Genomic DNA, 17,588 nt, shown 5'->3' on the forward strand with positions numbered 1-17,588 from the left:
TATCGTTGACGCATCGCGACAGATCAACGATGGAGGGAGCGTAGCGATGCGTTCACATGGACACGAACACGGTCGGGGTCATGGGCACTGCGGGCCCGGCCATCAAGGTCACGGTGAGTACGAGGCGCGACGTGCGGCGTTCGGGCCCTGGGGGCCACCTTTCGGCGGACCTTTCGGGGGCGGGCGCGGTCGCGGCGGCGGCCGGGGGCGCGCGCGGCGCGGTGATGTGCGTGCCTCGATCCTTGCCCTGCTCAAGGACCGCCCGATGCACGGCTACGAGATGATCCAGGAGATCGGCGAGCGCAGCGGCGGGGCCTGGAAGCCCAGTCCCGGCTCGGTCTATCCGACGCTTCAGCTGCTCGAGGACGAGGGGCTGATCGTCAGCGAGAGTGAGGGCGGCAAGAAGCTGTTCACGCTCACCGATGCCGGGCGCACCGAGGCCCAGTCGGGGCCGGAGGCTCCCTGGGAAGAGGCCGGGCGCGGCGTCGACTGGGACACGGTCAACGAGATCCGGCAGGCCGGATTCGGTCTGATGGAGGCGTTCGGCCAGGTCTGGAAGACCGGTAGCGCCGAGCAGCGGCAGAAGGCCGTGGGCGTCATCAACGAAGCACGCAAGAAGCTGTATCTGATCCTCGCCGACGAGCACTGAGCCGTCCGGGACGAGCGCCGAGCCGGCTCTGACAGGAGCAGGGGTCCCGTGCGGGCCCCTGCTCCTGTGCGTGGTCAGGTCACCAGGCCGCCGAGCTTGCGCAGCGACTCGTTGAGCGCCGCGGTTGCCGAATCCTTGAGTTTGCCGGCCATCAGCGACACCGCGGCGCCGGTGAACTCCCCGTCGATGCGCACTGTGGTGGCGTCCCCGTCCGGGGTGAGGACGTACCGGGTGCCGACGTTGACGGACATCGGGCCCTTGCCCTTGATGGCGAACACCCGTTCCGCTTCCAACTCCTCGATGGTCCATGTCACTTCGGCGGGAAAGCCCATCAGTTTCATGTTCTCCGCGAACGTGGAGCCCGCCGCCAGGATGTCCGGACCGCCCTGGGGGAAGCTGGTGTGGGTCGCATTCCACCGGCCGTACGAGTCGAAGTCCGTCAGCTGGGCCCAGACCTTCCCGGCGGGCGCCTCGATACGTGCCTCTGCGCTGACTTCGGCCATGCGACCACCCCTTCGGGTCGGGTTTCGGTGTCGCGGAACGTAGCTGCAGGTGCCGGAACATTCAATACTGATGAACAGTCAGATTGCGCCGCGCGGAGATACGGCAAGGCGGCGCGCCCCGGAGGGGGAACATGTCCCGATCTCATCCGTAAGGTGGACGGGCCGGCTGCGCGTCCGCAACCTCGGTGGGAGGCGGAAATGATTCCCCGCGGGGACGCCGGAGCGGCCGCGAACTGATGAGGTGGGACCTGTGCAAAGTCCGGTCCCGCGGGTGCCTGCCCAGACCACCCCTCTCCGTGCAGCCGTCGAAGGCGTACTCACCGAGGAGTTGGCCTCGGTGGTCGCCGGTGCGCGCAGACGGGCGCTCAGGGACGGCGACCGGCAGATCGACACGGCCCATCTGCTCCACTCCCTGATGGAGTCGGACCCCGAGGTGCGGGCCGCCGTCGGAGACGCTTCCCGGATCGCGCGCGTGCTCGGCTACCTCGTGCAGCGCAGCATCGGCTACGGGCTGCGCTGGCAGAGCTCGGTCGAGGACTCCGGTCCGGTTCCGGTACTGCGGGAGGGGCGAAGTGCGGCAGGGAGTCCGGCCCGTCCGGGGGTGGATTCGGGGTCGGGCTGGTCGCCGTCGGCGGTGGCCGCCATGGAGGGTGCGTTCGCCCGGGCCGGGCTGCGCGGCGATGCGCGTGTGAGGGGCACGGATGTGCTCGCCTGCATCGCCGTGGACCCCCGGTGCCGGGCGGTCGAAGTGCTGCGGCGGGCCGGGGTCGACACGAACCTGCTGGCAGAGCGGATATCGGGCAGGTCTCGACATGTGTCACCCGGGTGACGGTCCTGACTCGGCCTGACATGATGTGCCAATGCGTGCGTCTCAGGGAAGGAGCGCCGGCCTGGGACTCGCCCTTGGCTCGGCGTTCGCGTTCGGTGGATCAGGTGTCGCGGCCAAGCCGCTGATCGAAGCGGGGCTCGACCCGCTGCATGTCGTCTGGCTGCGAGTGGCCGGCTCCGCTCTCATCATGCTGCCCGTGGCCTGGCGCCACCGGGCGCTGGTGGTGCGCAAGCCCGCGCTGCTGGCCGGGTTCGGCCTGCTGGCCGTGGCCGGCGTCCAGGCCTGCTACTTCGCCGCGATCTCCCGGATTCCTGTCGGCGTCGCGCTGCTCATCGAATACCTCGGCCCGGCGCTGCTCCTCGGCTGGATCCGTTTCGTCCAGCGCCGGCCCGTCACCCGGGCCGCGGCGGTCGGCGTGGCACTCGCCGTCGCCGGTCTCGCCTGCGTCGTCCAGGTCTGGTCGGGACTCGGCTTCGACGCGCTCGGGTTGCTGCTGGCGCTGGGGGCCGCGTGCTGCCAGGTCAGCTACTTCGTCCTGGCCGACCACGGCACGGGCGGCGACGACGCGGCCGACCCGCTCGGGGTCATCGCGTACGGACTTCTCGTCGGCGCCGCGGTCCTCACGCTCGTGGCCCGGCCGTGGTCCATGGACTGGGCGCTGCTGGGCGGCAGTGCGGACATGAGCGGGACGGAGGTCCCCGCGGCGCTGCTCCTCGGCTGGGTCGTGCTCGTCGCGACCGTGCTTGCCTATGTCACCGGGGTCGTCTCGGTGCGCAAGCTCTCACCGCAGATCGCGGGAGTGGTGGCCTGTCTCGAGGCGGTCGTGGCGACCGTGCTGGCGTGGGTGCTGCTGGGTGAGCACCTGTCGGCACCGCAGATCGTGGGAGGTGCGCTGGTGCTGGCCGGTGCCTTCATCGCGCAGTCGCAGGCACCGAAGGCGCCGTCCGGGCCGGTTGCCTCGGGTGGGCCGCCGGCTGCGGGCGGTGCGCACGAGAGCGTCGGCGACGGCGTGCGCCCGGGGGCCGAGTTGGCGGCCCGACAGCCCACGGCATAGGGTGCCGATCATGCACAAGACCGTACTTCCGCCGCCTGCCGCTTAGCGCGGGCGGCCCATCTGTGACGAAGACCTGGCTCGGGGTGTCCCCGAGCGGTTTGTCGCTGCCCGCGTGACGGAGCCGAGCGACCAGCCCTTCAGTTCTTCACACGGAGAAGTCACGTGTCGATTCATTCTTCATCTCCTGCTGCCGCCATGCCTGTCGGCCGGAGTCTCGTCTATCTGATCCTGGCCGGAGTCGCGTGGGGGACCGCGGGCGCGGCCGCCTCCCTCGTCTTCGCGGTGAGCGACCTCGGACCGCTCGCGCTGTCGTTCTGGCGCTGCGTGGGCGGTCTGGCGCTGCTGCTCGCGGTGCTTGCGGTACGGCGACGCTCCCGTGCCAGAGCCGCGACAGCGGTCGCGGCGGAGCCGCGGCGCCGCCGGCTGGTGCGTATCGCCGCCACGGGAGTGGGGCTCACCGTCTTCCAGAGTGCGTACTTCGCTGCGGTCGAGGCGACCGGGCTCGCGGTCGGCACCGTCGTCACGCTGGGCACGGGCCCTGTGCTCATCGCCCTCGGCGCGCGCCTGTCCATGGGTGAGCGGCTCGGGCGCGGCGGCACCCTCGCCGTCGCAGGCGCGCTCGCCGGCCTCGGTGTGCTGGTGCTCGGCAGTGACGGTGCCACGGTGCGGCCGGTCGGCGTCGCGCTCGCGGTGCTGTCGGCGGCCGGGTACTCGGCGATCACGTTGCTGACCCGGTGGCTGGGGCGCGAGGGGGGTGGCGGCGACTCGCTGTCGACGACGGCGTGGGCGTTCGCGATCGGATCGGTCGGGCTGCTGCCGATGGCGGTCGGCGAGGGGCTGCTGCCCCACACGGCTGATCCGGCGCGCGTGGTGTGGCTGCTGGTGTACGTGGCCGCCGTGCCGACGGCGCTGGCGTACGCCCTGTACTTCGCGGGCGCGGCCGTGGTCCGCGCGGCGACCGTTTCGGTGATCATGCTTCTGGAGCCGGTGAGCGCGGCACTGATCGCGGTGACGGTCCTGGACGAGAGCCTGACGGCGGCGACGGTGGCGGGGACGTTGCTGTTGCTGTCGGCGGTTACGGGTCTCGCGGTGGCAGAGGCCAGGGGCGCGGCGCTGCGACGGCGCGCGCTCGTGCCGGCGTAGCGCCGCGGACCCGCGTCCTTCGGGCGCGCTGTACCCGGGCGGGGCGGCTCGGTCCCCGACCGTGTCCGCATGCGTGGTGCGGGACTGCGGGAGGCCTCAGCGACCCCTGCTGCGGGACCCCGGTCTGCGGGCCGCGAGTCCGCAGGAAACCCGAGCCGTCCCGGCGGATCTTCCCGCGCCACCCTCGCGGCGGCCCGGCCCGGCCGGGGGCAGGGCCGGACGGCGGTTACGCGCGGGACGTCACGTACGCGGGTACCGCCGTCGTGGCCGGGAGGTCCGCCGAGGGGACGGCCGGGCCGTAGGCCGGGGCGACCGGGACGACCCCCGCCCAGTGCGGGAGCGACAGGTCCGAGGGGTCGTCGTTCGGGCCGCCGGTGCGGGTCTTGGCCGAGACCTCGGTGAGGTCCAGGCGGATGACCGCCGTTGCCGCCAGTTCCTTGGTGTTCGCCGGGCGGGAGTCGGCGGAGCGGCCGGGGATCGCGTGGTCGACCAGGGCGTCCAGAGCCGCCCGCTTCTCGTGCGGGTCGGTGACCTGGTGCGCCGTGCCGTGGACCACCACCGAGCGGTAGTTGAGCGAGTGGTGGAACGCGGAGCGCGCGAGCACCAGGCCGTCGACGTGGGTCACCGTCAGGCAGACCGGCAGCCCCGGATCCGCCTCCCCCGTCATGCGCAAGGGGCGGGAGCCCGTCGAGCCGTGGACGTACAGCGTCTCGCCGACCCGGGCGAAGAGCGTCGGCAGCACGACCGGAGCCCCGTCCCGTACGAAGCCGAGATGGCAGACGTAGGCCTCGTCGAGTATCGCGTGCACGAGCTCCCGGTCGTACGACGCGCGTTCCCTGGCGCGGGTGGGGACCGTGCGGGCGGTCGGCTCGTAGGACATTGCAAACTCCATTGCACTAGTGCATAATCTAGTTTGTGCTAGGAGAGTATCGGATTATCGGGCGCCGCGCAGCGGAGATTGCCGCGAGCGTCGAGCGCGGCGTCGGCTCGGGAGACCTCGAACCGGGCCAACTGCTTCCACCCATGAGGGAGTTGGCACTGGACCTCGGCGTGAACCCGAACACCGTCGCCGCCGCCTACCGCACGCTGCGCGAGCGCGGAGTCATCGAGACTGCCGGCCGCAGGGGCAGTCGCATCCGCCCCCGCCCGGCCAGTACCGCGCGCGGCTCCATCAGGGTCGACGCGCCGCCGGGCGTACGGAATCTCGGCGAGGGAAACCCGGACACGGCCCTGCTGCCGCCGCTGCACGACGCGTTCGCCGCGGCGGCCCGGCACAACGCCGAGTCGCCCGTTCTGTACGGACGGTCGCCCCTCGACCCCGCGTTCGCCCGGCTGGCCCGGGAGGCCATGGACGCCGACGGCGTACCGCCCGGGCCGCTCGCCGCCACCTCCGGGTCCCTCGACGCCATCGAGCGCGTACTGGCCGCGCATCTCAAGCCCGGCGACGCGGTCGCCGTGGAGGATCCGGGGTGGGGGAGCGTGCTCGACCTCGTGCCGGCCCTCGGTCTCAGAGCCCTGCCGGTGGCGCTCGACGACGACGGCCCGCTGCCCGGTGAGGTGGAGCGGGCGCTGGCGGCCGGAGCCCGCGCGATCGTGGTCACGGACCGGGCGCAGAACCCGACCGGCGCGGTCGTCGGCCGGGAGCGCGCCCGCCACCTGCGTGACGTCCTCGCCCGGTTCCCGGGCACGCTGCTCATCGAGGACGACCACGGCCACGCCATCGTCGACCAGCCGCTGCATCCGCTCGCCGGGGTGAGTGATCACTGGGCGTTCGTACGGTCCACCGCCAAGGCGTACGGCCCTGATCTGCGTGTGGCCGTGCTCACCGGTGACGCCGTGACCGTCGACCGGGTGCTCGGGCGGCAGAGCCTCGGCCCCGGCTGGGTCAGCAGGCTGCTCCAGCGGGCGGTCGCCGAGCTCTGGGCGTCGGGTGCGGTCGATCCGCTCGCCGTCGCCCGCGCCTATGCGGACCGGCGCGACGCACTCGTCGAGGCCCTCGCGCGGCGGGACGTTCCGGCCCACGGGCGCAGCGGGATGAACGTCTGGGTGCCCGTTCCCGACGAGACCGGCGCGGTGGCGCGGCTGCTGCACGCGGGGTGGGCGGTCGCTCCCGGGGCGCGGTTCCGGATCTCCGCACCCCCGGCCGTACGGCTGACGGTCTCCGCTCTGACCGAGGCCGACATCGAGCCGCTCGCCGCGGCCGTGGCCTCGGCGGTCGGCCCGATGCCGGTGCGCAGTCACGGCTGACCGCTGCCCGATCCCTCACCGCCGCCGGCGGGCGCCGTCCGCACCGGCCGGGCGGCCCTTGCCCGGCTCTGCGTGAGTGCCGCGCCCGCCAGCACGATCAGCGCGCCGACCGGCGTGTTCCAGCTGAGCGGCTCGTCGAGGAGCGCGACCCCGGCCGCCGTGGCGATGACCGGGATGAAGTACGTGACCATCTGCGCGGTCGTCGGGCCGACCTCGACGACCAGGCCGTACTGCATCAGCAGCGCGAGTCCTGTCCCCAGCGCGCCGAGCGCGACCACCGCGAGCAGCGGCACGACGGGGAAAGAGCCCGGGAACGAGGTGAACAACGGGGTCACGATCGCGAGTTGGACCATCGCGAGACCCAGCTGGGTGCCGGTCAGCGACAGGTTCGAGTACCCGGTCCCGGCCAGTGTGCGGCGGACGTAGATCCAGCCGACCGGGTAGCTGAGCGAGGCGAGCAGCGCCATCGACGTCCCGCGCCCGTCCAGGCCGGAGAAACCCTGCCAGGCCCCGAGCACGGTGAGCACACCGAGGAACCCGATGCCGAGCCCTGCGACCCGGCGCCTGGTCGGCCGGTCCTCGGAGAGCGCCACGAGCGACAGGGCCATGCCCCACAGCGGTGAGGTGGCGTTGCAGATACCGGCGAGCGTCGAGGGGATCGTCAGCTCCGCGTAGGCGAACAGCGAGAACGGCAGGGCGTTGAGCAGGAATGCCGCGACCGCCAGATGGGCCCAGGTGCGCAGACCCCGCGGCAGCCGGTCCCGGCGTACCGCGATCGCGACGGCCAGGACCGCGGTGCCGAAGAAGAGCCGGCCGAGGGTCACCTGGAAGGGGGCGAAGGCGCCGGTCCCCACCTTGATGAGCAGAAAGCTGAAGCCCCAGACGAGCGAGAGCACCGCGAAGCGGATACGCCAGTCGACGCCCCGCCGGTGCCGGGCGGGTACGTCCGGGCAGGAAGCGGCCCGAGTGGAGTCGGTCGGGGTGGTACGGATGCGGGCGGGTGCGCCCCGGGGAGGAGTTGCGATGCTCATGACCTCTACGATCCAGGCATCAACCTCGTAGCACAAGCGAGAAATGTTTGAGCCGTTCGATTAGTATTGCTTACATGTTGAATCTGGAGCGCCTGCGCACACTCGACGCACTCGCGCGGCACGGCTCGGTGAGCGCGGCCGCCGACGGACTGCATGTCACGACCTCGGCGGTCTCGCAGCAACTGGCGAAGCTGGAGCGGGAGGTCGGCCAGCAGCTGCTGGCCAAGAACGGCCGGGGGGTACGCCTCACCGACGCCGGTCAGCTGCTCGCCGACCATGCCGCGCGGATCCTGTCGCAGGTCGAGCTCGCGCAGTCCGACATCGAGGCCCAGCGGGGACAGGTGGTCGGAGAGGTCAGGATCGGGGCCTTCCCGACCGCCGCGCGCGGCCTGTTCCCGTCGGCGATCTCCGAACTGCGCCGGTCTCATCCCGATCTGCGGGTGCAGTCCCTGGAACTGGAGCCCGAGCGCGGCATCCGGGAGGTCTTCAGGGGTGACCTCGACCTCGCCGTCGTGCTCGACTGGAGCAACAAGCGGCTGCCGGTGCCCGGCGGCCTCACGCAGGCGCATCTGCTCGACGACGTGCCCGATGTGGCCATGCCCCTCGATCACCCGCTGGCCGGGCGGCCGGCGGTGGACCTCGAGGAGTTCGCCGACGACGAGTGGGTCTCCTGGCCCGAGGGCGAGTTCTGTCACGACTGGCTGGTGTTCACCCTGCGCTCCAAGGGCTTCGAGCCGCGCATCACGCATCTGGCGGGGGAGCACCACACCCAGCTCGCGCTCATCGCCGCCGGACTCGGTGTCTGCGTCGCGCCACGGCTCGGTCGCGGTCCCGTCCCGGACGGCGTCGCGCTCGTACCCGTACGCCAGCACATGCGCCGGCATGTGTACGCCGTGTGGCGCACGGACGCCGACCGCAGGCCGTCGATCAGGGCGGCTGCCGACGCGCTGCGGCGGGCCGCGTGCGCGGGGGACAGCTGATACCGGGTCAGCTGACAAGACGACGGCGCGGAGTCGGCCGGCAAGAGGACAGCTGACATCAGGTCAGCTGCGGTGGCACCGGCGTCCACCAGTGGGCGGGCCTTCGCCTCACGTGGGGCACCCGGCTCCGGCCCGCGGGAGCGCCGGCGATTCAGGGGGCCGGCAGCTTCCGGAAGTCCCACGAAGCCACGGACCCCGGGGTCAGCCGCAGCCAGGCGTGCCGGCCGTCGTGCGGCATCTCGTCCATGCCGAAGTACTTCCGTGCGAACAGCCGCTCCGGTTCGGCCAGTTCGGGGCAGGCCTCACCGGTGCGCGGGGACTCGCCGACGAACACCACGGCCCCCGACAGTTCGGCGCCGCGCAGTTCCCCGTACTCCTCGCCGTCGTCGACCACGACCGCGATCCGCGGATCGCGGCGCAGCTGGGCCCAGCGGCGGCTGCGCGTGATGGAGTAGAGCCACAGCGAGTCGCCGTCCCAGGCGAACCACAGGGCGCCGACGTGCGGCTGCCCGCCGGCGGAGACGGTGGCCACCCGGCAGGTGCGCTTCTCGGTCAGAAATGCGTCGAGCTCTCCGGGTGACATCATGATCCGGCGGCCCCGGCGTTGTGTGACGGCCATCTGTAGCCCCCTATGGCAGCTGACTGGGTGTCAGAAATCATGGGGCCTCTTCCGGCACAGCGCAACGGAGGCTACTCTCGCGCGCCCGGTCCCGCCGCAGAACGTCCGGCTCAGGACCCGCGGCCCATCCGTACAGGGGGAACCTTGCCATCCATCGAACAACTCGCGGAACAGCTGGAGGCGTCCAGCACCGTCCTGCTCACCGTCGAGTGCCAGCAGGGCGTCGTGGGCACGGACAGCGCCCTGCCCGAACTGGCCGAGGCGGCCCGCTCCTCGGGTGCCCTGCGCAATGTCGCCCGGCTGGTGGCAACGGCACATGAAGCCGGCGTCCAGGTGATGCATGCCGTCGCCGAACGGCGTCCGGACGGGCGGGGCGCCAGCCACAACGCCCGGCTCTTCCGCGCCGCCGCGCGTCTGCCGGTCCAGCAGCACAGCGGATCCACGGCGGTGCGCGTCGCGCCGCCGATCGAGGTCGCCGACGAGGACCTCGTCGTACGCAGGCTGCACGGTCTCTCGCCGCTGGCCGGCACGGACGTCGACCCGCTGCTGCGCAACCTCGGCTGCCGCACCCTCGTCGTCACCGGAGTCTCGGCGAACGTGGCCATTCCCAACGCCGTCTTCGACGCGGTCAATCTCGGCTACACCGCGGTCGTCGTCGCCGACGCCATCGCGGGCGTACCGGCCGAGTACACCCCCGCGATGATCCGCAACACGCTGGCCCTGGTCGCCACGATCGCCACCAGCGACGAGGTGCTCGCCTGCTGGAAGCGGCCGCGCCGGGCCGCGCGGGCCTGACCCGGCCGGCTTCGCGTCACGCGAGGGTGATCGAGTCGCCCTGGACCTTGATCGCGGCGGGCGGCAGCGGTGAGGTGGCGGGACCCGCCTTCACGCTGCCGTCCGCCATGTCGAACCGGCTGTTGTGGCACGGACAGTTGATGGTGCCGCCGGCGATGTCCTTGACCGCGCAGCCCTGATGCGTGCACTTGGACGAGAACGCCTTGAACTCGCCCGCACGCGGCTGCGTGACCACCACGTCGCCGATGACCTTCCCGCCGCCCTCGGGAATGTCGGCGGTCCTGGCCAGCTCCTTGCCGGCCGCACTGCCGATCGACGGCCCGCCCGCCTGCTGCTGCGACACGGACCGGCCCGAGTCGTCCGCGTCGCCGCACGCGCTCAGCGCTACGGCGAGACCGGCCCCGCCCACCGCGGCCACGACCGTTCGGCGCGCCACGGTCCGGGAGTTCTCCTGCGATCCGGTCATACTGGCTCCCTGTCCGCTGCCGGCCCACGCCCGGCCGGTTCACGATGGTGTACGAGCCGCAGGCCACGCTCGTTCAAACCCTCAAGGATTACTGTGGCGTAATGCTTTCTGAAGTCACGGCGACCCGCTACGTCACGCCCTTGCGTGAGGGCGGTTCGCTCCCGGGCATCGTCGAGGCCGACGACCTCGGTACGTACGTCATGAAATTCACCGGCGCGGGACAGGGCCGCAAGACTCTGGTCGCCGAGGTCATCTGCGGCGAACTCGGCCGTCGGCTCGGTCTGAGGGTGCCCGATCTCGTCAGCATCCAGCTCGACCCCGTCATCGGTCTCTCCGAGCCCGACCAGGAGGTGCAGGAGCTGCTCAAGGCGAGCGGCGGGCTGAACCTCGGGATGGACTTCCTGCCGGGGTCGCTCGGTTTCGATCCGCTGGCGTACGAGGTGGACCCGGCCGAGGCCGGCAGGGTCGTCTGGTTCGACGCACTGATCAACAACGTGGACCGCTCCTGGCGCAACCCCAACATGCTGGTGTGGCACAGCGATCTGTGGCTCATCGACCACGGCGCCACCATGATCTGGCACCACAACTGGCCGGGGGTCGCAGCCTCCGCCGCGAAGCCCTACGACGCCTCCGACCACGCCCTGGCCCCCTTCGGCCCGGACATCGCCGCTGCCGCCGCCGAGCTGGCGCCGCAGGTGACCGAGGAACTGCTGACCGAGGTGGCCGCCGACGTACCCGACGAGTGGCTGGTCGACGAGCCGGGCTTCGAGTCCACGGACGCGTTGCGCCGGGCCTATGTCGAGGCGCTGCTGCCGCGTGCCGCGGACATCCACGAGCGCATCGGCCTCGGGCCGCGGGCCGGGCGCAGGCCCTCGCAGGCGCCGGGCTGGCTGACCGAGCAGCTGACCCCCTGGCCCCACCCGGCCAAGAAGAGCAAGAAGGACAGCAACCTGTGAGCGACCGTGACGTCTTCGAGTACGCGGTGCTGCGCGTCGTGCCACGCGTCGAGCGCGGCGAGTTCTTCAACGCGGGTGTGGTCGTCTACTGCCGTGCCAAGTCGTTCGTGGCCGCCCGCACTCATCTGGACGAGAACAAACTGACGGCTCTCGACCCGCACGCGGATGTCACCGGAGTGAGGGCCGCGCTGCACGCGGTCGAGGGGGTGTGCCGGGGCGGCGAGGACGCGGGCCAGGCGGCGCGTGACGACGCCGGGCGGCGCTTCCGCTGGCTGATCGCACCCCGTTCGACGGTGGTCCAGCCGGGCCCTGTGCACACCGGGCTGACGGCCGATCCGGAGGCCGAGGTCGAGCGTCTGCTCGATGTGCTGGTGCGCTGAGGAAGTGCCGCAGTTGATGTGACATGTGCCGGACGCGCCTGGCGGCGTTGACACCGTGTGCCAGGGCTTCTAGCGTCACGTCTGCCGAAGGTACTAAGCGGTTGCTCAGTAAATGAGCAGCGAGCCGCCGCGGCAGAGGGTTCCAGGGTTGCGACCCAGGGCAAACAAGGGCTTCAAGGACTTCAAGGACGAGGAGAACCAGCATGTCCACCACCGAGCAGCGCGTGGCCATCGTGACCGGGGCGGCGCGCGGCATTGGCGCCGCCACCGCCGTACGGCTGGCGGCAGAGGGCCGCGCCGTGGCCGTACTCGACCTCGACGAGGCCGCTTGCAAGGACACCGTCGAGCAGATCACCGCGGCCGGCGGCAAGGCTCTGGCGGTGGGCTGCGACGTGTCCGACAACGCCCAGGTGGAGGCCGCGGTGGCACGGGTCGCCGCCGAGCTCGGCGCGCCGACGATCCTCGTCAACAACGCCGGTGTGCTCCGCGACAACCTGCTGTTCAAGATGAGCGAGTCCGACTGGGACACCGTGATCAACGTGCACCTCAAGGGCGCGTTCCTGATGGCGAAGGCCGTCCAGAAGCACATGGTGGACGCCGGCTTCGGCCGCGTCGTCTCGCTCTCCTCGTCCTCGGCGCTGGGCAACCGCGGCCAGGCCAACTACTCCGCGGTCAAGGCCGGTCTCCAGGGCTTCACCAAGACCCTCGCCAAGGAGCTCGGCAAGTTCGGCATCACCGCCAACGCCGTCGCCCCCGGCTTCATCGTCACCGAGATGACGGCCCAGACCGCCGCCCGCGTCGGCATGGGCTTCGAGGACTTCCAGGCCGCCGCCGCCACCCAGATCCCGGTCCAGCGCGTCGGCCGTCCCGAGGACGTGGCGAACGCGATCGCCTTCTTCACCGGTGACGACGCCGGCTTCGTCTCCGGCCAGGTCATGTACGTGGCCGGCGGCCCGCTCAACTGAATCGGAGTACGACGATCATGACTGCACAGGTGGCGGAGAGCGGGAAGGTCGCGCTGATCACCGGCGCGAGCCGCGGCATCGGGTACGGCATCGCCGAGGCGCTCGTGGCCCGTGGCGACAAGGTGGTCATCACCGGACGCGGTGAGGAGGCCCTCAAGGAGGCGGTCGAGCAGCTCGGTGCCGATCGGGTGATCGCCGTCGCGGGCAAGGCCCACGACGAGGCCCACCAGGCCGCCGCCGTCGAGGCCGCGATGGACGCGTTCGGCAGGGTGGACTTCCTGATCAACAACGCCGGTACGAATCCGGTGTTCGGCCCGATCGCCGAGCTCGACCTCGGTGTCGCGCGCAAGGTCTACGAGACGAACGTGATCTCGGCGCTGGGCTTCGCCCAGCAGACCTGGAAGGCATGGCAGAAGGAGAACGGCGGCGCGATCGTGAACATCGCATCGGTCGCCGGAGTCTCCGCCTCGCCCTTCATCGGTGCCTACGGCATGAGCAAGGCGGCCATGGTCAATCTGACCCTCCAGCTCGCGCACGAGATGGCGCCGGGCGTCCGGGTCAACGCGATCGCCCCCGCGGTGATCAAGACCAAGTTCGCCGAAGCCCTGTACGAGGGCCGGGAAGCGGAGGCCGCCGCGGCCTACCCGCTGGGGCGGCTCGGGGTGCCCTCGGACATCGGTGGCGCCGCCGCGTTCCTCACCTCCGACCAGTCGGACTGGGTCACGGGCCAGACACTGGTCGTCGATGGGGGTATCTTCCTCAACGCGGGAGTCCACTGACGCCCTCCGGCCCGTCCTGAGCCGGTTTGTTCCTGAATGATCCAAGTGCCCCGCCAGGCCCATAGGTTGACCAGGCGGGGCGCTGCGGTATGGTCGGCCGACCCATGGCTGAACGAGGAGCGTGCACGTGTTCAACCGGACCTGTCTGCAGGCCGCTGCAGCCCTAGCGTCCATGTCTCTGCTGGCGGGATGCGGCCTCTTCTCCGATGAGGACACCGACCGTGAACAGAAGATAGCCGTCGGTACCACAAGCATGCCGAGCGCTCTCGATCCGGCCGCCGCCTGGGACGGTTCATGGGAGTTGTACCGGAATGTCTTCCAGACGCTGCTGAGCTTCCCGACCGGGACCACAGCTCCGCAGCCGGACGCCGCCGAGGGCTGCCGATTCACGGACACCGGCAATCAGATCTTCGAGTGCAAGCTCCGCGAGGGGCTGACCTTCTCCAACGGCGACAAGCTGGACGCGGCCGCCGTGAAGCACTCCATCGACCGGATCCGGACGATCGATCAGAAGGGTGGTCCCAACGGTCTGCTGGGGTCCCTCGACAAGATCGACACGTCCGGCGACCGCACCATCACGTTCCGTCTGAACGCGCCCGACGCCACGTTCCCGTTCATTCTCGCCACGCCCGCGATGTCGCTGGTCCCGCCCTCGCAGTATCCCGCCGACAAACTGCGCGACGACGGCAAGCTCACCGGCTCGGGGCCGTACGTCCTCGACTCGTACAACGCGGGCGACCGGGCCGAGCTGTCGAAGTTCGACAAGTACAAGGGCTTCGCCAAGGTCCGCAACGACGCCGTCACCATCCGCTACTTCAAGGAATCCGAGGCGATGACCACGGCCCTGAAGGAGAAGGAGATCGACGCGACCTACCGCGGTCTGACCGCGGAGGAGGTTGTCGAGCTGCAGGAGAAGCGCCCCGAGAACGACCACCTCCAGCTCGTCGAGTCGGTCGGCGCCGACATCCGCTACCTGGTCTTCAACCCCAAGGACCGGTACGCCGGCAAGCTCTCCGTGCGCCGGGCGATCGCGCAGATCATCGACCGGGGCGCCGTCGTCAACAAGGTCTACCAGGGCACGGCCGAGCCGCTGTACTCCATGGTCCCCAAGGGCATCGCCGGGCACACCACCGAGTTCTTCGACCGCTACGGCGAGCCGAATGTGTCCAAGGCGCGCGACATCCTCCGGGAGGACGGCATCACCGAGCCGGTGCCGCTGAACTTCTGGTACACCACGGACCGTTACGGCTCCGCGACCGCTCCGGAGTTCGCCGAGCTCAAGCGCCAGCTGGACGCATCCGGCCTGTTCAAGATCACGATCCAGGGCAAGCCGTGGGAGGAGTTCCAGGCGGGGTACCAGAAGGGCGAGTACCCGGTCTTCGGCCGTGGCTGGTTCCCCGACTTCCCGGACCCGGACAACTTCGTCGCACCGTTCGTCGGCGCGAAGAACGCGCTGGGTACCCCGTACGAGAGTCCCGAGATCACCGAGCAGCTTCTGCCGCAGTCCCGGCGCGAGAGCGACCGCGGCGCGGTCGCCGGCCAGTTCGAGAAGGCCCAGAAGATCCTGGGCCGGGACGTGCGCCTGCTGCCCGTGTGGCAGGGCAAGCTGTATGTCGCGGCCAGCGAGGAGATCGGCGGCGGCGAGCGCGCCCTCGACCCGCAGACGGTCATGCAGATGTGGGAGCTGTACCGGAAGGCAAGCTGGTAGCCACCATTGTCAGTGGCCGCAGGTAGGTTCTGAGATCTCGGAGACGAGATCTCAGAACTGATCGCTTACCGGAGGTTGTTGACGTGACCGACACCGACATGCTGCCCGAGTCCTGGCGCGGCGTCCTCGGCGAAGAGCTGCAGAAGCCGTACTTCAGGGAGCTCACCGAGTTCGTCGAGAAGGAGCGGGCGAACGGTCCGGTCTACCCGCCCCGGGCGGAGGTCTTCGCGGCCCTCGAGGCCACTCCGTACGACCGGGTCAAGGTGCTCATCCTCGGCCAGGACCCGTACCACGGAGAGGGACAGGGGCACGGTCTGTGCTTCTCCGTGCGGCCCGGCGTCAGGACCCCGCCCTCACTTCGCAACATCTACAAGGAGATGCAGGCCGAGCTCGGCCACCCCATCCCGGACAACGGCTATCTGATGCCGTGGGCCGAGCAGGGCGTCCTGCTGCTCAACGCGGTGCTGACGGTCCGGGCCGGGGAGGCGAACTCCCACAAGGGCAAGGGCTGGGAGAAGGTCACCGACGCGGTGATCAGCGCGGTCGCCTCCCGGCCCGACCCGGCCGTCTTCGTCCTGTGGGGCGCCTACGCGCAGAAGAAGCTGCCGCTCATCGACGAGGAGCGGCATGTGGTGGTCAAGGGCGCGCACCCCTCGCCGCTGTCGGCCAAGAAGTTCTTCGGCTCCCGTCCCTTCACCCAGATCGACGAGGCGGTCGCCGCCCAGGGCCACGACCCCATCGACTGGCGGATCCCCGACCTCGGCTGAGTGCGTTCGCTCGCCCGGCTGACAGGCTCGGGCCCGTGCCCGAGCCTGTCCGGCATTGCCCGGACCTGCGGCTAGCGTCGGACCCTGCGAGGGCGAAGCGCCGCTTTGACGTGGGAGGCCGCAGTGACGGAGCAGAGGGAGGCGTCGGAGGACGCCGTCATGACCCGGATCGGGCAAGCGGTCATGCTGCTGCACGGCGGGGACCGGGAAGAGGCGCGCAACCGCTTCGCGCTGCTGTGGTCGGAGATCGGGGAGGACGGCGACCCGCTGCACCGCTGCACCCTCGCCCACTACATGGCCGACACCCAGGACGACCCGTGCGACGAGCTCGCCTGGGATCTGCGGGCCCTGTCGGCGGCCGACGGGCTGAGCGAGGAGCGGCTCGCCCGCCACCAGGAGGCGCTCGCGGTGCGGGCCTTCTACCCCGCTCTCCATCTCAACCTCGCCACCGACTATGCGAAGCTGCACCGCCGTCAGGCCGCACGGGTCCACCTCGACCTGGCGAGGGCCGCGACGGACGCACTGGGGGACGACGGCTACGGAACCGGCGTCCGGGCCGCGATCGACCGCCTGGAGCGCTCGCTGGGAGCTCCCTGACGCCGCAGTGGCCCCCTGCGCTCAATGCCCGTAGGCATCCCGGCAGAATCCCGCCAGGGGGCTGTCGGGCCGCACGCCGCCGTACTCCTCGCCCAGCGTGCAGAGGTCCTTGCGGCCGAGCGGCAGCGGGCGGAAGGACGGCAGGGCGGACTGCCGGACGTCCGGGACACCGGGTCCACCGGGGGCATCGGGGACCGTCGGTACGCTCGGCCGGGCCGCAGGCTCCGCCGCGGGGGTCCGTGGGGCCGGCGGCCCGTGCGTCCGTGACGGCCGGGGCGTGGGCGTTGCGTGCGGCAGCGCCGCCTCCAGGGCCTCGCGCGCCGGGCCCTCCACGATCTGCGGCGCCTTCACGTGCTCCGTACCCGTGACGGCTACGGACGGCGGCAAGGGGCCCGGCTGCGCTTCCACGGAAACGCAGCCGGTCGCGGCCCAGGCCGCCATCCCCACCAGAACCTTCGCTGTGGTCTTCGTCGGGTGCACCCGCGTAACTCTGCTGTGTGAGCGGGACGTTCCTCAGCATCACAGGCCGAGAATGGCCCGCACGGGTGACGCCCGGCGGCACCGGGCGGGAGCGGTCACTCGCCGGTGGCACCGTCGATCTGCTCGCGCAGGAGATCCGCATGACCATTGTGGCGGGCGTACTCCTCGATCATGTGGGTGATGATCCAGCGCAGGTTGAACGACTTGCCGCTACCGCTCTTCGCCCCGCTCAGATCGTCGAGCCCCAGCGGCGCTGCGGCCGCGCGGGCAGCGGCGACTTCGGCGCGCCAGGCCTCCTGCGTCTGCACCCAGGTGGTCTCGTCGGTGACGCGGAAGTCCCCGTCCGGGTCCTCCTCGCTGTAGTAGAGGGCCGATACGTTCTCACCGGCCATGATCTCCCTGAACCAGTAGCGCTCGACGTCCGCCAGGTGCCGCACGAGGCCCATCAGCGTGAGTGCGGACGGCGGGAGCGCCGCCGTGCGCAGCTGCTCGTCGCTGAGGCCCGCGCATTTGAGCATGAGGGTCTCCCGGTGGTACTCCAACCAGCCCTCCAGCATGTCGCGTTCGGCGGCGGTGGTGGACGGTTCGGTGCGCTCTGTCGTGGTCATGGCGGCCATCCTCGTGCATGATCACTCGTGCC

The 17,588-nt window shown here is 70.9% G+C and carries 21 protein-coding genes; 14 read left to right on the top strand and 7 right to left on the bottom strand.

Translation table 11 applies throughout. The annotated features are described in order from the left end of the window. Nucleotides 1–46 precede the first annotated feature (46 nt). Entirely contained in the window at nt 47–649 is a 603-nt protein-coding gene (locus tag OHS70_RS31660) for a PadR family transcriptional regulator (RefSeq protein WP_328403070.1), read from the top strand. Between the two features lie 74 nt (nt 650–723). Here OHS70_RS31660 and OHS70_RS31665 read toward each other — a convergent pair whose 3' ends face one another. Further along, nucleotides 724–1,152, bottom strand: a complete 429-nt coding sequence (locus OHS70_RS31665; protein ID WP_328403072.1) for a type II toxin-antitoxin system Rv0910 family toxin — start codon at nt 1,150–1,152, stop codon at nt 724–726. A 250-nt stretch (nt 1,153–1,402) separates the two neighbouring features. On the opposite strand from OHS70_RS31665, the gene OHS70_RS31670 reads away from it, so the two are divergent. The 3 genes from OHS70_RS31670 to OHS70_RS31680 all read left to right on the top strand — a co-directional run bounded on the left by OHS70_RS31670 (nt 1,403) and on the right by OHS70_RS31680 (nt 4,178). Further along, the gene (locus OHS70_RS31670; RefSeq protein WP_443062683.1) at nt 1,403–1,981 is read left to right on the top strand and encodes a Clp protease N-terminal domain-containing protein; all 579 of its coding nucleotides are present in this window, start codon (nt 1,403–1,405) and stop codon (nt 1,979–1,981) included. A 31-nt stretch (nt 1,982–2,012) separates the two neighbouring features. Next, complete coding sequence (locus OHS70_RS31675; protein WP_328403076.1) at nt 2,013–3,035, top strand: EamA family transporter; 1,023 nt, start codon at nt 2,013–2,015, stop codon at nt 3,033–3,035. 195 nt (nt 3,036–3,230) lie between these two features. Then, on the top strand, nt 3,231–4,178 hold the full coding sequence (locus OHS70_RS31680) for a DMT family transporter (RefSeq protein WP_328403078.1): 948 nt from the start codon (nt 3,231–3,233) through the stop codon (nt 4,176–4,178). A 226-nt stretch (nt 4,179–4,404) separates the two neighbouring features. Here the strand turns inward: OHS70_RS31680 and OHS70_RS31685 are convergent, their stop codons facing one another. Continuing rightward, a complete protein-coding gene (locus tag OHS70_RS31685) occupies nt 4,405–5,058 on the bottom strand; it encodes a pyridoxamine 5'-phosphate oxidase family protein (RefSeq protein WP_328403080.1) in 654 nt (217 codons plus the stop codon). A gap of 35 nt (nt 5,059–5,093) precedes the next feature. Between OHS70_RS31685 and OHS70_RS31690 the strand changes: the two genes are divergently transcribed. Next, nucleotides 5,094–6,425, top strand: coding sequence for an aminotransferase class I/II-fold pyridoxal phosphate-dependent enzyme (locus OHS70_RS31690; RefSeq protein WP_328403082.1), 1,332 nt, complete (start codon nt 5,094–5,096; stop codon nt 6,423–6,425). Here OHS70_RS31690 and OHS70_RS31695 read toward each other — a convergent pair. After that, entirely contained in the window at nt 6,416–7,456 is a 1,041-nt protein-coding gene (locus OHS70_RS31695) for a DMT family transporter (protein WP_443062684.1), read from the bottom strand. The two genes, OHS70_RS31690 and OHS70_RS31695, sit on opposite strands and share 10 nt — an antisense overlap. A gap of 74 nt (nt 7,457–7,530) precedes the next feature. Here OHS70_RS31695 and OHS70_RS31700 point away from each other — a divergent pair, with 74 nt between their 5' ends. After that, nucleotides 7,531–8,436 (top strand): LysR family transcriptional regulator, encoded by a 906-nt coding sequence (locus OHS70_RS31700; protein ID WP_328403086.1) that lies wholly within the window; start codon nt 7,531–7,533, stop codon nt 8,434–8,436. 151 nt (nt 8,437–8,587) lie between these two features. Here the strand turns inward: OHS70_RS31700 and OHS70_RS31705 are convergent, their stop codons facing one another. Next, entirely contained in the window at nt 8,588–9,055 is a 468-nt protein-coding gene (locus OHS70_RS31705; protein WP_328403088.1) for a pyridoxamine 5'-phosphate oxidase family protein, read from the bottom strand. Nucleotides 9,056–9,199: 144 nt separating this feature from the next. Here OHS70_RS31705 and OHS70_RS31710 point away from each other — a divergent pair, with 144 nt between their 5' ends. Further along, nucleotides 9,200–9,850, top strand: coding sequence for a cysteine hydrolase (locus OHS70_RS31710; protein WP_328403090.1), 651 nt, complete (start codon nt 9,200–9,202; stop codon nt 9,848–9,850). Between the two features lie 16 nt (nt 9,851–9,866). Here OHS70_RS31710 and OHS70_RS31715 read toward each other — a convergent pair whose 3' ends face one another. Beyond that, on the bottom strand, nt 9,867–10,316 hold the full coding sequence (locus OHS70_RS31715) for a Rieske (2Fe-2S) protein (protein ID WP_328403092.1): 450 nt from the start codon (nt 10,314–10,316) through the stop codon (nt 9,867–9,869). 101 nt (nt 10,317–10,417) lie between these two features. Between OHS70_RS31715 and OHS70_RS31720 the strand changes: the two genes are divergently transcribed. The 7 genes from OHS70_RS31720 to OHS70_RS31750 all read left to right on the top strand — a co-directional run bounded on the left by OHS70_RS31720 (nt 10,418) and on the right by OHS70_RS31750 (nt 16,468). Then, nucleotides 10,418–11,272, top strand: a complete 855-nt coding sequence (locus tag OHS70_RS31720; protein WP_328403094.1) for a HipA family kinase — start codon at nt 10,418–10,420, stop codon at nt 11,270–11,272. Further along, entirely contained in the window at nt 11,269–11,652 is a 384-nt protein-coding gene (locus tag OHS70_RS31725; protein WP_328403096.1) for a DUF3037 domain-containing protein, read from the top strand. Before OHS70_RS31720 ends, OHS70_RS31725 begins: the two co-directional genes overlap by 4 nt. A gap of 203 nt (nt 11,653–11,855) precedes the next feature. Beyond that, entirely contained in the window at nt 11,856–12,617 is a 762-nt protein-coding gene (gene fabG, locus OHS70_RS31730) for a 3-oxoacyl-ACP reductase FabG (RefSeq protein WP_328403098.1), read from the top strand. Nucleotides 12,618–12,634: 17 nt separating this feature from the next. Then, on the top strand, nt 12,635–13,396 hold the full coding sequence (locus OHS70_RS31735) for an SDR family oxidoreductase (protein ID WP_328403100.1): 762 nt from the start codon (nt 12,635–12,637) through the stop codon (nt 13,394–13,396). A 127-nt stretch (nt 13,397–13,523) separates the two neighbouring features. Continuing rightward, a complete protein-coding gene (locus OHS70_RS31740) occupies nt 13,524–15,104 on the top strand; it encodes an ABC transporter substrate-binding protein (RefSeq protein ID WP_328403102.1) in 1,581 nt (526 codons plus the stop codon). Nucleotides 15,105–15,187: 83 nt separating this feature from the next. Beyond that, complete coding sequence (gene ung / locus OHS70_RS31745) at nt 15,188–15,871, top strand: uracil-DNA glycosylase (protein WP_328403104.1); 684 nt, start codon at nt 15,188–15,190, stop codon at nt 15,869–15,871. Nucleotides 15,872–15,994: 123 nt separating this feature from the next. Next, nucleotides 15,995–16,468, top strand: a complete 474-nt coding sequence (locus OHS70_RS31750) for a hypothetical protein (RefSeq protein ID WP_328403106.1) — start codon at nt 15,995–15,997, stop codon at nt 16,466–16,468. A 21-nt stretch (nt 16,469–16,489) separates the two neighbouring features. Here the strand turns inward: OHS70_RS31750 and OHS70_RS31755 are convergent, their stop codons facing one another. Both OHS70_RS31755 and OHS70_RS31760 read right to left on the bottom strand, forming a co-directional pair. Next, nucleotides 16,490–16,948, bottom strand: coding sequence for a hypothetical protein (locus tag OHS70_RS31755; protein ID WP_328403108.1), 459 nt, complete (start codon nt 16,946–16,948; stop codon nt 16,490–16,492). Between the two features lie 95 nt (nt 16,949–17,043). Beyond that, nucleotides 17,044–17,556, bottom strand: coding sequence for a DinB family protein (locus OHS70_RS31760; protein ID WP_328403110.1), 513 nt, complete (start codon nt 17,554–17,556; stop codon nt 17,044–17,046). Between the last annotated feature and the right edge of the window lie 32 nt (nt 17,557–17,588).

The organism is Streptomyces sp. NBC_00390 (assembly GCF_036057275.1).
In the GTDB taxonomy this organism is placed as follows: Bacteria; Actinomycetota; Actinomycetes; order Streptomycetales; family Streptomycetaceae; genus Streptomyces.